Here is a 14,669-nt window from a genome sequence, read left to right on the forward strand (position 1 = left end):
TAGTTGTTAAAATTTTCATCATATACTTATATTAAAGTTATTAAGTAAGGGGTGCTTGAAAATGAAAATAAATAAATTTCTATTGTGTTCTGTAGCTTTTGTTATGGTCACTGGTACAGTTATAATGGGAGGATGCAAAAATAAAGATAAAGAGATTGTTTTATCTGAAAATGTAGCCAAAGATATTCAAGTTGAGGAAAATGAAATAGAAAAGTATATAAAGGAGGGCAATAAGTTTCTAGAAGAAAAAAAATATGCAGAGGCTAGAAAGTCCTATGAAGCTGCAATAACAAAAGGAAAGAATGATAAGCAGATATATACAGATATAAAGGATGAGTATATAAAGAAAAAGAGGTACGATGATGCTTACTATATTATAAAATTAGCTATTGATAATAAGGTTGATACAGAAAATATGGAAAAGATTCTTACTAGTATAAGGGTAAAAATGGAAGGAGTTGAGTTATCTTATGATATATATGAAGATGACCTTTCATTTGTTTTACCAGAAGAGGTAGAAGTAATTGTAGATAACAATAAGATAAAGGATTATGTTCTTTGGGAAAAATCAAAGATAGATATATTAAATCAACCTGGACAATATTCATACAATGGGGTGACAAAGGAATATGGAAGAAATGTTCATGCTACCTTAAATATAAAAGAGAATATGTATGATAGTAGAATTGGATATGTAAAAGATATTTACACAGATAATAATGTTATTTATATATCCTTCGATGAAGTAGAATTTTATACTGGAGAAGATGCCTTAGTAGAAGCTAAAAAGGATAATAAAGCTATAAAAGAAGAGGATGGAACTTATATAGTTTATGATGACTATTATATTAGAAATTCTGTAGTTGAAACAAAGGTTTATGAAGTATCTAAGGATGTAGCTATGAACTTATTAGCCTATGAAGTAAACCCAGATAATAATAAGATTGATTTTCAAACAGTTAATTATGATACTTTTAAAAAGCATATAGATAAGTATAAGAAGGACATCTCTGCAGAAAGAGCTTTACTATGTAAAGTGGATATGAAAAATAGTATAGTTGCATCAATTAGTAGACAATTTACTCCATAGTAGTGTAAATAAATATATACTATATGTTACAATAATTAGTAAGGTAATAGAATCACATTAAACTTATAGTGATAAGCTATAGCTAATAATAAAATAAGTTTTAAGTTATAAGTTATTATAACTTAAAATTTATTTTGGAAATGAGGTAGTATATATGAAGTTGATTTCGTGGAATGTTAATGGCATTAGAGCTTGCGTTCAAAAAGGATTTTTAGATTTCTTTAAAGAAGTAGATGCAGATATGTTTTGTATTCAAGAAAGTAAAGTTCAAGGTGGGCAGATAGAACTTGCTTTAGAAGGATATCATCAATACTGGAATTATGCTGAAAAAAAAGGATATTCAGGAACTGCTATATTTACAAAGATAGAACCTATGAATGTATCCTATGGTATTGGAATAGAAGAACATGATAAAGAAGGTAGAGTAATTACTTTAGAGTTTGAAAAGTTTTATCTTGTAACAGTATATACTCCAAACTCTAAGTCGGAGTTAGAAAGACTTGATTATAGAATGGTTTGGGAAGATGAATTTAGAAAACATCTTAAAAATTTAGATGAAAATAAACCAGTGATAGTCTGTGGAGATTTAAATGTAGCTCATAAGGAGATAGATCTTAAAAATCCTAAAAATAATAGAAGAAATGCAGGATTTACTGATGAAGAAAGAAATAAATTCACTGAATTATTAGATTCTGGATTTATAGATACCTTTAGAAATTTCTATCCTGATTTAGAAGGAACATATTCTTGGTGGTCTTATAGATTTAAAGCTAGAGAGAAAAATGCAGGATGGAGAATTGATTATTTCTGTACCTCAGAAAGATTAAAGGAAAATTTAATTTCAGCTAAGATACATACAGAGATATTAGGTTCAGACCATTGTCCAGTAGAAGTTGAAATTAATATTTAACATTTAAAGTAATATTATTCCATAAACTTAAATATAATATATAAAATTATACTTAAGTAAATATGGAGGGGTTACTATGATAATAGATGCTAGTTTAAGAGATTTAAAAATTAAGGGAAGAAAATTTAGAAATGAAGGAAGAACTGTGGGAATGATAATTAGAAGTAATGGAGATACTTTGCCAATTAGTATTAAACGTTCAGATATGGATAAATTTCTAAAAAGATATGGAGACCATAGTGATGTAACTTTAAGGGTTCATGGAGAAAATATTAATACATCCATAATAGAAGTACAAAGAGATCTACTACTTCATTATGCACATAATGTGCAGTTTAAAGAAATTTAAATTATAGTTTGAAAAATCCCCAGTTAAATTGATAATTCTCAATTTAACTGGGGATTTTTCTTATTTTAGTATCATTTATAGACTAAAGTGGTATTCTTGCAAGAACCATATGTTTATTTTTCATATTATATAACTGTTCCTTAGTGATTTCTTGAATAGTTGTAATCTTAGTTACATTGTGGATCATACCAACTCTAATTTTTGCATCTTCTAAGTCTCTTGCTAATAATGTTCCACAGTATCTAGCATCTTCAGTATCCACATTAAATAAGAATACATTTAATTTCTCTATTGGTACAACATCTTTCTTTAAAAATTCATCATCAAATTCAACTTCACTATCAAGAGAGATTAAACCTTCTCTAACTATAAGTTTATCCCACCCTTTATATTCACAAAGTCTACCCCATAGTCCTAAATTCATAATGCTTCTTACAGTAAGTTTTACCATCATAAAAATTCACTCCCTCTCAATTTTAACTCTCATATATTTTAATTATTATTGTACCATTATTTTGAAGATTATTCAATTAATTTACTGAATATTTAAATTATTTATAGTTTGTATACAATATTTATTGATTATACATTAATAAATATATTAAATTTATCAATAATTATGATTACCAATTTAAAAAGATTTATGTTATTAGATCTTTGTATATTTATTCTAAGGTTTGTAATGAATATTTTATAATAAGATTTTTATATATTATCAATAAACGAGTATAATTAATTATATTAATATTAAAATTAATTATATTAATATAATACTTATTCAAAATTAATTTTTTGAATAATAATATTAATTATTTTCAATGTATATATTTACAATTAAAAGAATATGCCGTATAATTTTATTTAGGAGGTGGCAAGAATGTATAAGGCATTAACAAGATGTCCTGTTTGTTCAGGAAAATTGAATATAAAAAGGCTACAGTGTGATGAATGTAATACTGTAATTGAAAATAATTTTACTTTTTCAAAGTTTGAGAAGTTAAATCATGATCAATTAAGGTTTGTAGAAACCTTTTTACAATATAGAGGAAATATAAAAGATGTAGAGAAGGCATTAGGAATTTCTTATCCAACAGTAAGGGGTAAGTTAGATGAAATAAATGAAGTATTAGGGCTATCTAGTAAAAAACAGCATGAAATTGATAGAAAACATGTAATTACAAAGTTAGAAAATGGTGAGATAACTTCAGATGAAGCTATCGAACTTTTAAATAAAATATAAATTAGGGGGAGTAATCATGGAAGATAAGTTAAGAATTTTAAAAATGGTAGAGGAAGGAAAGCTTACAGGGGAGCAAGCAAGTAAACTTCTAGAAACCTTAGAAAAGAACGATGGAGATAAAGTAAAAGGCGAAGATGATGATGAATTCTTTAAAATACCAAAATCAACTAACGGGACTAGAATGCTTTATATAAGGATTAAATCTCACGATGGAGAAAATGTTAAAGTTACAATACCACTAGAGGTTATAAAAATAATGGCTTCTGCTGGTAGTAATGTAATTGAAAGTATGGACAAATATGATATCAAAATTGATATGATATTAGAAGCTATTGATAAAGGTGTTGTAGGACCAATTGTACAAGTAGATACAGATGAGGGAGATAAAATATTGATAGAAATAGCTTAAAATAATATATTAAGGGGATTTGAGTAAATGATTATCAATATAAAAGAACCAGGGGAAAATAAGAGTAAAAATATATGTATACCAAGGGTTTGTATTTCGCTAGGAATATTTGTACTACCTTTAGCATTAAAATCTATGTATAGGAAAAAAAATAATAGTAAAACCAAGGTAGCAATTAACAATAAAGAAATGAAGAACTTAAAAAAAGTAATTAAGTATCTTAATAAAAAATATAAAGGCTTAGTTCTTGTAGATATAAAAACCAATGAAGGAGAAAGTGTAAAAATAGTTATATAGATAATATATGTATGTATTTTAAAGAGATGATCAGTTTGATTAAAGTCATTATGTAAAACTACATAATGACTTTAATACCTTTAGATTCAGCCTGTTTTATGAAATCCTCTAAATTTACAATATAACAATTTTTTAAACTAATAGTTTTCAGGGTAGGTATATCAAAAAGTTTAGAATAATCTGATATGTAAGCGTAGGATAGATTCAAGGTTTTTAGATTATTTATAACTTCTATTCCATCTACAATTAAAGGACCTTCTAAACATAGAGAGAATTCCTCTACATTAGGAAAATTTTTCAAAGTTGAAAGCTGAAAATCACTGCTAAAGCTAATGGTTAAGTTTTTTACCTTTGGGAATAATGGCAGACTATTTATAGAATCAGTTTTAGGATATATAAGTTTAAAAGTATCTATTTTATCAAATAAGGCTACTTCACTTAAGACATTTAAGTTGCATCTGTGTATACTTAAAGTCTTTAAATTATACAACTTAGTAATAGGTAAATAATCTAAAATTAATCCATCATCATTAATATCCAAGGTGTTTAAATTTTCAATGTATTCTAAGCCTTTTAGATTAGATACATTTTTTATTTTAAGTATATTTACATTTGAAAGTTCAGTTTTATTCAAAGAATTTAAAGAATATGAATTCATACCTATGGCTTTTTTTACAGTAGTATTAAGGTTAGAATCTTTTATAATTCTCTTAGAATATATGTAATAATTAATTGAAAAGAAAGTACATATAGATAAAATCACCATAATAATTTTTAGATATTTTTTACTATGGAATTCTTTTGTAACTCTGTAGATTATAGATATACCTAAAGATAATATAAGAATTATATGACTAGGTATGTATATGTATAATTTAAACAATAAATAATTTAAAATCATTGGAATGGTTATAATATAACTGATAATAATAAAATTAGAAGAGTGAAATTCATTAAAATTAGTGATGGTTATAATTACAGTTATACATAATAATACAATCCATGGCAAAGGAAATTTACCATCTAGGACTAATAGATTTGAAAAGAATATATTAAATATCATAAAAACAATGAGAAAACTTATAGAAATAATATACCAAACATTACATTTAGATTCTTTAGGATATAAAGTAATAATATTATTTTTTACATTAGTTTTATAAAAAAAGTTTTTCATTCCGTCCTCCTAGTATTAAGGGTTATAATGTTATACAAATATTATATTTTAAAAATAGTCATATGTAAACGTATAATAGACTCGAGAAAATGTAATATTTAACGGCAAATTTAGAGGATTTTATCATAAAAAATATTTAAAACAGAAAAATTTTTTAATATTTATTAATATAAATAAAAATACTGTAGAAAATAGTAGTTTAAGAGATAAATATTATAGTATAAATATAATATTCAATTAATTAATAAGTTTACATTTTAATTAATTGAATATTTATTGACTTTTATTTTTTAAAATAGTATATTGAAAATATGTACAATGAAGTACTTAAAGAGCAGTGAAGCTCCATAGGATTATTCCTATGGAGCTTTTTGTGGTTGTTTTTAGGGTAAATTTAATAATGAATTTTCTTTTAATAAACTTACTGCATAAATAGTTAATTAATTTTAAAGACTATATTGTAAATAAGATAGTCTTGAAAGGAGTTTAAGATGAACAATTTTAAAATTAAAACTCAGATTTATTTTGGTCAAGGAGCTTTAGAACGGTTAGAGGAAGTAGGAAATAAAAAAGTTTTTGTAGTTACAGATCCTTTCATGGTGAAATCAGGAATGATTAATAACATAACAGAAAAATTAAAAAGTGCTAACATAACTATATTTAGTGATATAGTTCCAGATCCACCTATAGAGCTTATAGTTCAAGGTATAGAAGAGCTTCAGAAAGTTAAGCCAGAAGTGTTGATTGCTCTAGGAGGAGGTTCTTCAATAGATGCAGCTAAAGCAATAATGGATTTTGCGAAGAAAATTACATCTGTCACAGATATGGAATTTATAGCTATCCCAACTACAAGCGGTACAGGTTCAGAGGTTACATCTTTCTCAGTAATAACAGATAAAACTAAGGGAACAAAGTATCCATTAGTTTCAGATGATCTATTACCAGATGTGGCTATATTAGATCCAGAACTAGTGAAAAGTGTACCTGGATCAATTACTGCAGATACAGGTATGGATGTAATAACCCATGCTCTTGAAGCTTATGTATCTACAAATGCTTCTGATTTTTCAGATGCTTTAGCTGAAAAAGCACTTATACTATCATTTAAATATCTTTTAAGAGCATATAGTAATGGTGAAGATATAGAAGCTAGAGAAAAAATGCATAATGCATCATGTCTTGCTGGAATTGCATTTAATTCAGCTTCTCTTGGATTAAATCATGGGATAGCCCATGTTCTAGGCGGCAAATTCCATGTACCTCATGGAAGAACTAATGCTTTATTATTACCTTATATAGTTGATTTTAATGCTGACATAGTAGGATATGAGAATAATGAGTTTTCTAGAGCTGCTATTAAATATGCTAACATAGCAAAATTATTAGGATTACCTTGTAGTAATGCTAGAGCAGGAGTTAGAAGTATTGTAAATGAAATTAAAAAATTACAAAAGGAAATGAATATGCCTACCACTTTAAAAGCTTGTGGTGTATCTATGGAAGAATTAGAAAAGCTTAAAGAAGAAATTGCAAACAGTGCATTATTAGATGCATGTACTGCAACTAACCCTAAAATACCTACTCCTCTTAATGTTATTGAAATTATCGGAAAAATTAAAGAATAACATCAAAAAATGGGTTGACAGTATAAAATTTTGAATATATAATCGAAATATACACAAAGTAGTGTAATGGTTTTAAGCAAAGGGGCTTCTTGAAAATATTATGTTTTCGAGGAGCCTTTATTATTTTTATAAAATTATAGATTTATTTAAGAATAGTTGTTAAAACACAGGTAATACTAAGACTAATAATTTATATGAAAATATTATTTTAGTGTTGTCTCTAAATGCAAAGGTAAGGTGAGTATATGAGTGACGATAAGCAAAGGATCATACAGGAGTTTGTTCCAGGAAAACAAGTAACCCTTGCACATATAATAGCAAATCCTACAGAAGAGCTTTATAAAAAGCTAGGTCTTGTAGCAAGCACTAGAGATGCTATTGGTATTTTAACTATAACTCCAAGTGAAGGTTCTATAATTGCTGCTGATGTAGCTACAAAAGCTGCTGGAGTTAATCTTGGGTTTGTAGACAGATTTAGTGGTTCACTTGTTATAACAGGAGATATTAGTTCTGTAGAATCAGCATTAAAGGAAGTTACTTCTGTACTTGAAGGATTATTACAATTTACCTCTACAAAAATTACTAGAACCTAGGAGGTAACATGAAAAAAGTAATATTTATAGGAAAGACTGGAAGTGGAAAGACTACTTTGTGTCAAAAGATTCACGATTTAGATTTAGAATATAAGAAGACTCAATCGGTAGAAATTTATGATGAGTCTATAGATACTCCAGGAGAATATCTAGAAAATAGATCTTACTACAAAGCTTTGATAGTAACATCAGCAGATGCAGATGTAATTGCACTAGTATATGATTGTACTTCAGAAGAATCGTACATAGCACCAGGTTTTTGTAGTATGTTTGCTAAAGAATGTATTGGGATAGTGACAAAGATAGACATTGCTCAAAACAAAGATAGAATAAAATATGCTAAGGAAATCTTAAATGAGGCTGGAGTATCTAGAATATTTGAAGTAAATACTTTAGATGGAACTGGCATAGAGGAATTAATTAAATATTTAAGTTCATAATATAGAGGAGAATAATTAAATATGAGTAAAAAAATCATAATAGTCGACGATGAGCCTATTATTAGAATGGATATCAGAGATATCTTAGAAGCGGAGGGTTACAATGTAGTAGCAGAGGCTTCAGATGGGTTTAGTGCTGTAGAACTTTGTAAAGAGCATAAACCTGATTTAGTAATTATGGATATACAGATGCCTATACTTGATGGCATAGGAGCCAGTAAAAGAATTAGACTTGAGCATCTTGCAGGTGGAATACTTTTATTGACAGCCTTTAATGATACTGAATTTATAGAAAAGGCTAAAAGTGTAGGAGCATATGGATATCTGGTGAAACCTTTAGATGAAAAATCATTTATTCCAACAGTGGAAATGTGCTTAGCTAAAGTAGAAGAGTTTGAAGAGTTAGAAAATAACCTGGAGAAAGTTACATCAAAGTTAAACGAAAGAAAATTAATAGAAAAAGCAAAAGGTATACTTATGAAAGAATTAAATTCCGATGAAGAAGAAGCTTACAGATACATTAGAAAATTAAGTATGGATAGAAGATGCTCTATGATAGATATTGCAAAAACTTTAATAGTGGCTTATGAATAAGATAAAAGAATTATGTAATATTTATACTAATCTTACTGATGAAGATGTTAATAAAATCATAGAGGTTTCTAGCTCTATTGAGTTAATAGCTAATTTAGAGGAATGTGATGCTTTTATAGATGTGCCATCAAAAAATCCAGAAGAAGCTATAGTGGTTTCAGAAGGAAGAAAAAAAGAATCTATTTATACTAATTCTGTAGTAGGAAAAAAAGCTTTAAGAATTAATGAGCCTGGTGTAATAAGAACTCTAAAAACCGGTGAGGTTTTTAAAGGAGTAAGAGCTTTAACACAAGAAAATAGATTTGTAAGGCAAAAGGTATACCCGATTTATAATAAGGAAAAAATAATAGGAGTAATTATTGTTGAGGATGATATAAGTAATGAAATAAAAGAAGATTTTACTATTCCTAATGATGGCTCCAAAAGCAAAAGACAAAAGACACATCAGCTTATGAACTTGATAAATTCCAATAGATTGATAAATGATAACTTAGAATCTGCCATTTTAGTTTATGATGAAAATGGAATATTAAGAATTAAAAATAGAAAAGCTGATATGATTTACATAGGTAGGGGATATAATGAGCTTGAAGGAATGCATTATGATGACTTGTCCTTAGATAATACCCTATTTACTAATATTAATAAAATCTTAGAGATTACAGAAGATAATAAAGTAATAACAAAGGAAATAAAAGTTGGTAATTTTTATTATGGAATAAAAAGAATACTGATTAAGGAAGAAGACTTGAGAGTTATTGAAATAGTTCAAGATATAACAGATATAAAGAATAAGGAAGCTGAAATAATCTCTAAATCTGTTGCTATAAGAGAAATTCATCATAGAGTAAAGAATAACTTACAAACTGTAGCTTCACTTTTACGTATTCAAGGGAGAAGATGTGATAGTGAGGAAGCAAAGGTAAGTCTTCAAGAAAGTGTGAATAGGATTCTAGCTATTGCAGCAACTCATGAACTTCTATCTAAGGATATAAGTGATGAGGTAAAGATTATGAAGGTTATAAATGCTATAGTAGATAATGCTAAAAGATGTTTTTTAAACATTCAAAAGGAAATTAACATAGAAGTATCAGGTGATGATTTTTATATTGATACAGATAGAATTACTGCAATATCTCTTATAATTAATGAATTAATACAAAATTGTTATGATCATGCTTTTAATCATAGGGAATGTGGCACTATAAAAATTATTGTTACTGAGCAGGAAGAGTTTAGAGAAATATCAGTAGCTGACGATGGAGTTGGTTTTGATACTTCCATAGATAAATCTTCTAGCTTAGGAATGTCTATAGTAAAAAACTACGTATCTGATAAATTAAAAGGTGATATAGATATATTTTCTAATGATGAGGGAACTAGAATTAAATTTAGATTTCCTATAAAACTTGAATAAAATAGAACTACATTGAAGTAGTTTGATTTAAGCAAAGAGGCTTAAAGTTAAAAAAATTAATTTTCATAGTTATTTGAAAGATTAATTTGATAGCTTTAAGCCTTTTTATATTTGTATTTGGAGGTGATTTAATGAGAGAAGAACTTTTAAGTGTTGGAATTGATATTGGAACTAGTACAACTCAACTTGTATTTTCGAAACTAATCATAGAAAACACTGCTTCAAGTTTTTCAGTACCTAGAATATCAATAGTTGATAAAGAAGTAGTTTATAGAAGTGATGTTTATTTTACGCCACTTAAATCTATGACAGAAATTGATGCCGAGAAAGTTAAGGATATAGTATCTTTAGAATATAAAAAATCTGGTATCAATAAGGATGAAATACAAACAGGAGCTGTAATTATAACAGGTGAAACTGCTAGAAAAGAAAATGCCAACGAAGTACTGCATACTTTAAGTGGATTTGCAGGAGACTTTGTAGTTGCTACAGCAGGTCCAGATCTTGAAAGTATTATAGCAGCTAAAGGTGCAGGAGCTCACATTTACTCCAGTGAACATTCTACAAGTGTAGTTAATCTAGATATTGGTGGAGGAACTACAAATTTAGCTGTGTTTACTAGAGGAGATTTGAAGGAAACTGGATGTCTAGATATAGGTGGAAGACTTATAAAACTTGATAAAGACACAAATAATATAGTATATATAGCACCTAAAATACAAAATATTATAAATCAAAATAATTTTGATATAAAAGTTGGCTATAAAGCAACTAAAGAAATGTTGATTCCAGTTATTGATGAAATGGTAAAGCTTTTAGAGGAAAGCGTAGGAATTAGGACTCAAACATCTATCTTTGAAATGATAGTTACTAATAAGTCTATTGCCTTAAATGAGGAGATTAAGTGTATATCTTTTTCAGGCGGAGTAGCTGACTATGTATATAATGAATCTCCTATAGAAGATTATTTTAAGTATGGAGATATAGGAATACTTCTTGGAGAAGCTATTAAAAACTCAGACTTATGTAAAAAATTAAAATTGGCGAGAGCAATAGAAACTATAAGAGCAACAGTAGTGGGAGCTGGCTCTCACACTATGGATATTAGTGGAAGTACAATTACATATACCCATGACAACTTCCCTATAAAAAATTTACCAATTTTAAAGCTCAGTTTAGAAGATGAGAATAGAGGTTCTGAAGTTTTAGAAAAAGCTATATCAGAAAAAATTAACTGGTTTAAATATGAAAATGAACTTCAGAGTATTGCCATAGCCCTACATGGAAAGAAGAATCCTTCTTTTGCAGAAATACAAGATATGGCAAAGGGACTAGTAGGTGGGATGAAAGAACTGATTGATAGAAAGCTTCCACTTATTATAATTGTTGAAAATGATATGGCAAAGGTATTAGGTCAGGCTATTTACTCCCTTTTACATCTTGATAAGGACATAGTTTGTATAGATGGTATCAAGGTGGAAAATGGAGATTATATAGATATAGGAAAACCCGTAGCGGAAGGTAAAGTATTACCTGTAGTTATAAAAACATTAGTATTTAATTAACCGAGAGGAGGATTATCATGATTTTAAAAACTAAATTATTCGGAAAAGTATACCAGTTTAATTCAGTAATGGAAGTTATGGCAAAAGCAAACGAAGAAAAATCAGGAGATAACTTAGCAGGAATAGCTGCACAGTCAGCAGAGGAAAGGGTTGCAGCAAAAGTTGTACTTTCTAACCTTACATTGTCTGATTTAAGAAATAATCCTGCAGTACCTTATGAATTAGATGAGGTTACTAGAATAATACAAGATGACGTAAATGAAAAAATATATGCAGAAGTTAAAAATTGGACTGTAGCAGAATTTAGAGAGTGGCTACTAGATGATAATACTACAGGAGCAGATATAAGAAGAGTTTCAAGAGGAATAACATCAGAAATAGTGGCTGCTGTTGCAAAAATAATGTCTAATATGGATTTAGTATACGCAGCTAAGAAAATAAAAGTTACAGCACATTGTAATACAACTATAGGAGAACCCGGTACATTATCTGTTAGATTACAACCAAATCATCCAACAGATGATCCAGATGGAATACTTGCATCTTTAATGGAAGGATTAAGCTATGGTATTGGAGACGCAGTGCTTGGATTAAACCCAGTTGATGACTCTGTAGAGAGCGTAACAAAAGTCTTAAAGAGATTTAATGAATTTAAAGAAAAATGGCAAATACCAACTCAAACTTGTGTACTTGCGCACGTAACTACACAAATGGAAGCAATTAGAAAAGGTGCGCCAGCGGATCTTATATTCCAATCAATTGCTGGTTCTGAAAAAGGAAATGAAGCATTTGGATTTACTGCTGCAACAATAGAAGAAGCAAGACAACTTGCACTTAAAGAAGGAACTGCTACAGGTCCAAACGTAATGTATTTTGAAACTGGTCAAGGTTCAGAACTTTCTTCAGATGCACACCATGGTGCTGACCAAGTAACAATGGAAGCTAGATGCTATGGATTTGCTAAGAGATTCCAACCATTCTTAGTAAATACAGTTGTTGGATTCATAGGACCTGAGTACCTATATGATGCAAAACAAGTTATAAGAGCTGGTCTTGAAGACCACTTTATGGGTAAACTTTCAGGACTCCCAATGGGATGTGACGCTTGTTACACAAACCATATGAAAGCTGATCAAAATGATATAGAAAACTTAGCGGTATTACTTGCTACAGCAGGATGTACATACTTCATGGGAATTCCTCATGGTGATGATGTAATGCTTAACTATCAAACAACTGGATATCAAGAGACAGCTACATTAAGAGAGTTATTAGGAGTAAAACCTATTAAACCTTTTGAAGAGTGGATGGAAAAAATGGGAATTATAGAAAATGGCAAGTTAACCAGAAGAGCTGGCGACGCTTCAATATTTTTAGGATAAGGGGGGACTACTGATGAACGAACAAGAATTAAAATTAATGGTTGAAAAGTTATTAGGAGAAATGGTAGAAAAATCAGGTAGTACTGACATAGTAAATCAAGTAGCAAATAAAATGAGTGCTGTAATAGGTTCAGTAGATGAAAATGGATGTATTCCAGATATCACAGAAATTGACCTTAAAAAACAACTTTTAGTTGAAAACCCTCATGATAGAGAAGGATATCTAAAAATGAAGGAAAGAACTCCAGCAAGAATAGGTATTGGAAGATCAGGTCCAAGATACAAAACTATAACTCAATTAAGAGTTAGAGCTGACCATGCTGCTGCACAAGACTCTGTATTCTCTTATGTATCTGAAGACTTTATAAAAGAGAATAATTTAATACCAGTAAATACAATGTGTGTTGATAAAGATCAATATATAACTCGTCCTGACCTAGGAAGAAGATTTGACGAAGAAACTACTAAGTTTATAAAAGATAAGTTCTCAGGTCAAAAAGTGTTAGTAGTAGTTGGAGATGGACTTTCTTCTGCAGCTATTGAAGCTAACCTAAAAGATTCAGTTCCTTCAATTAAGCAAGGTTTAAAAATGTATGGAATTGAAATTGGAGATATATTATTCATTAAACATTGTAGAGTTGGAGCTATGGATGCCATTGGTGATGCAACAGGAGCAGAGGTTGTTTGTATGCTAGTAGGTGAAAGACCAGGTCTTGTTACTGCTGAATCAATGAGTGCTTATATAGCTTATAGACCAACAGCTAATATGCCAGAGGCTAACAGAACAGTTATATCAAACATCCATAAAGGTGGTACTACAGCAGTTGAAGCTGGAGCACATATAGCTGAACTTATAAAGACAATGCTTGATAAAAAAGCATCAGGAATAAATTTAAAAATATAATTTAGGGGGAATTTATTGTGATTAATGAAGCATTACGTCCAACCGTATTAAGCGTTAAAATAATTTCAAATGTAAGCCCAGAACTAGTTAAAAAATTAGAATTACAACCTCATCATAAAAGTTTAGGTATCATTACTGCTGATAGTGATGACGTAACTTACACTGCCCTTGATGAAGCTACAAAAGCTGCTGAAGTTGATGTAGTATATGCAAGATCAATGTATGCAGGTGCTGCTAATGCATCTACAAAACTTGCTGGTGAAGTTATTGGAATAATAGCTGGACCAAGTCCAGCAGAAGTAAGAAGTGGTTTAAATGCTACTATAGACTTCATGGAAAATGGATCACACTTTGTAAGTGCTAATGATGATAACTCTATAGCTTACTATGCACACTGTGTTTCAAGAACTGGAACTTATCTTTCAAAAGTAGCAGGAGTTAAAGAAGGAGAAGCAATAGCTTATCTAGTAGCTCCACCACTTGAAGCTATCTATGGATTAGATGCAGCTCTTAAGGCAGCAGATGTTGAAATGAAAGAATTCTTTGGACCTCCAACTGAAACAAACTATGGTGGTGGATTACTTACAGGTAGTCAATCAGCATGTAAGGCAGCATGTGACGCTTTTGCAGAAGCTGTCAAATCAGTTGCTCAACAACCAGTAAACTTTTAGGCGAAG

At 29.3% G+C, this 14,669-nt stretch carries 17 protein-coding genes; 15 read left to right on the forward strand and 2 right to left on the reverse strand.

All coding sequences use genetic code 11. The features are described from left to right. Window positions 1–61 precede the first annotated feature (61 nt). From B3B03_RS10685 to B3B03_RS10695, 3 genes are all read left to right on the forward strand, one after another. Window positions 62–1,090, forward strand: coding sequence for a hypothetical protein (locus B3B03_RS10685; protein WP_346847392.1), 1,029 nt, complete (start codon window positions 62–64; stop codon window positions 1,088–1,090). 154 nt (window positions 1,091–1,244) lie between these two features. Then, a complete protein-coding gene (locus B3B03_RS10690) occupies window positions 1,245–2,000 on the forward strand; it encodes an exodeoxyribonuclease III (protein ID WP_346847393.1) in 756 nt (251 codons plus the stop codon). A gap of 76 nt (window positions 2,001–2,076) precedes the next feature. Beyond that, window positions 2,077–2,349 carry a hypothetical protein gene (locus B3B03_RS10695; RefSeq protein ID WP_346877286.1) on the forward strand — a complete coding sequence of 91 codons (273 nt, stop codon included), beginning with the start codon at window positions 2,077–2,079 and terminating at the stop codon, window positions 2,347–2,349. An 82-nt stretch (window positions 2,350–2,431) separates the two neighbouring features. On the opposite strand, the gene B3B03_RS10700 is transcribed toward B3B03_RS10695, so the two are convergent. Continuing rightward, window positions 2,432–2,803, reverse strand: a complete 372-nt coding sequence (locus B3B03_RS10700) for a hypothetical protein (RefSeq protein ID WP_035130245.1) — start codon at window positions 2,801–2,803, stop codon at window positions 2,432–2,434. Window positions 2,804–3,226: 423 nt separating this feature from the next. Between B3B03_RS10700 and B3B03_RS10705 the strand changes: the two genes are divergently transcribed. Genes B3B03_RS10705 through B3B03_RS10715 form a run of 3 tightly spaced genes read left to right on the forward strand, consistent with a single transcriptional unit; the run spans window position 3,227 to window position 4,295 of the window. Beyond that, complete coding sequence (locus tag B3B03_RS10705; RefSeq protein WP_035130549.1) at window positions 3,227–3,589, forward strand: DUF2089 domain-containing protein; 363 nt, start codon at window positions 3,227–3,229, stop codon at window positions 3,587–3,589. A 16-nt stretch (window positions 3,590–3,605) separates the two neighbouring features. Continuing rightward, window positions 3,606–3,998 (forward strand): SHOCT-like domain-containing protein, encoded by a 393-nt coding sequence (locus tag B3B03_RS10710; RefSeq protein ID WP_035130552.1) that lies wholly within the window; start codon window positions 3,606–3,608, stop codon window positions 3,996–3,998. Between the two features lie 27 nt (window positions 3,999–4,025). Continuing rightward, window positions 4,026–4,295: a hypothetical protein gene (locus B3B03_RS10715; RefSeq protein WP_346877287.1), complete on the forward strand. Its 270-nt coding sequence runs from the start codon at window positions 4,026–4,028 to the stop codon at window positions 4,293–4,295. Between the two features lie 58 nt (window positions 4,296–4,353). On the opposite strand, the gene B3B03_RS10720 is transcribed toward B3B03_RS10715, so the two are convergent. Then, window positions 4,354–5,472, reverse strand: a complete 1,119-nt coding sequence (locus tag B3B03_RS10720) for a hypothetical protein (RefSeq protein ID WP_035130558.1) — start codon at window positions 5,470–5,472, stop codon at window positions 4,354–4,356. A 491-nt stretch (window positions 5,473–5,963) separates the two neighbouring features. Here B3B03_RS10720 and B3B03_RS10725 point away from each other — a divergent pair, with 491 nt between their 5' ends. The 9 genes from B3B03_RS10725 (at window position 5,964) to eutL (ending at window position 14,663) form a co-directional block, all read left to right on the forward strand. Continuing rightward, a complete protein-coding gene (locus B3B03_RS10725) occupies window positions 5,964–7,097 on the forward strand; it encodes a 1-propanol dehydrogenase PduQ (protein ID WP_346847397.1) in 1,134 nt (377 codons plus the stop codon). A 245-nt stretch (window positions 7,098–7,342) separates the two neighbouring features. Then, window positions 7,343–7,690, forward strand: a complete 348-nt coding sequence (gene eutS, locus B3B03_RS10730) for an ethanolamine utilization microcompartment protein EutS (protein ID WP_035130564.1) — start codon at window positions 7,343–7,345, stop codon at window positions 7,688–7,690. Between the two features lie 8 nt (window positions 7,691–7,698). Next, window positions 7,699–8,130, forward strand: coding sequence for a EutP/PduV family microcompartment system protein (locus B3B03_RS10735; protein ID WP_035130567.1), 432 nt, complete (start codon window positions 7,699–7,701; stop codon window positions 8,128–8,130). Window positions 8,131–8,151: 21 nt separating this feature from the next. Next, a complete protein-coding gene (locus B3B03_RS10740) occupies window positions 8,152–8,724 on the forward strand; it encodes an ANTAR domain-containing response regulator (RefSeq protein WP_035130570.1) in 573 nt (190 codons plus the stop codon). Then, window positions 8,717–10,141 (forward strand): sensor histidine kinase, encoded by a 1,425-nt coding sequence (locus B3B03_RS10745; protein ID WP_035130573.1) that lies wholly within the window; start codon window positions 8,717–8,719, stop codon window positions 10,139–10,141. Before B3B03_RS10740 ends, B3B03_RS10745 begins: the two co-directional genes overlap by 8 nt. 131 nt (window positions 10,142–10,272) lie before the next feature. Then, window positions 10,273–11,706, forward strand: coding sequence for an ethanolamine ammonia-lyase reactivating factor EutA (gene eutA / locus B3B03_RS10750; RefSeq protein WP_346847398.1), 1,434 nt, complete (start codon window positions 10,273–10,275; stop codon window positions 11,704–11,706). Between the two features lie 17 nt (window positions 11,707–11,723). Continuing rightward, window positions 11,724–13,088, forward strand: coding sequence for an ethanolamine ammonia-lyase subunit EutB (locus B3B03_RS10755; RefSeq protein WP_346847399.1), 1,365 nt, complete (start codon window positions 11,724–11,726; stop codon window positions 13,086–13,088). 13 nt (window positions 13,089–13,101) lie between these two features. Then, window positions 13,102–13,992 carry an ethanolamine ammonia-lyase subunit EutC gene (eutC, locus tag B3B03_RS10760; protein ID WP_346877288.1) on the forward strand — a complete coding sequence of 297 codons (891 nt, stop codon included), beginning with the start codon at window positions 13,102–13,104 and terminating at the stop codon, window positions 13,990–13,992. 17 nt (window positions 13,993–14,009) lie between these two features. Further along, a complete protein-coding gene (gene eutL / locus B3B03_RS10765) occupies window positions 14,010–14,663 on the forward strand; it encodes an ethanolamine utilization microcompartment protein EutL (protein ID WP_035130583.1) in 654 nt (217 codons plus the stop codon). The last annotated feature ends 6 nt before the right edge of the window (window positions 14,664–14,669 follow it).

Origin of the sequence: Clostridium sp. UBA5712 (assembly GCF_002419845.1) — a bacterium.
In the GTDB taxonomy this organism is placed as follows: domain Bacteria; phylum Bacillota; class Clostridia; order Clostridiales; family Clostridiaceae; genus Clostridium_J; species Clostridium_J sulfidigenes.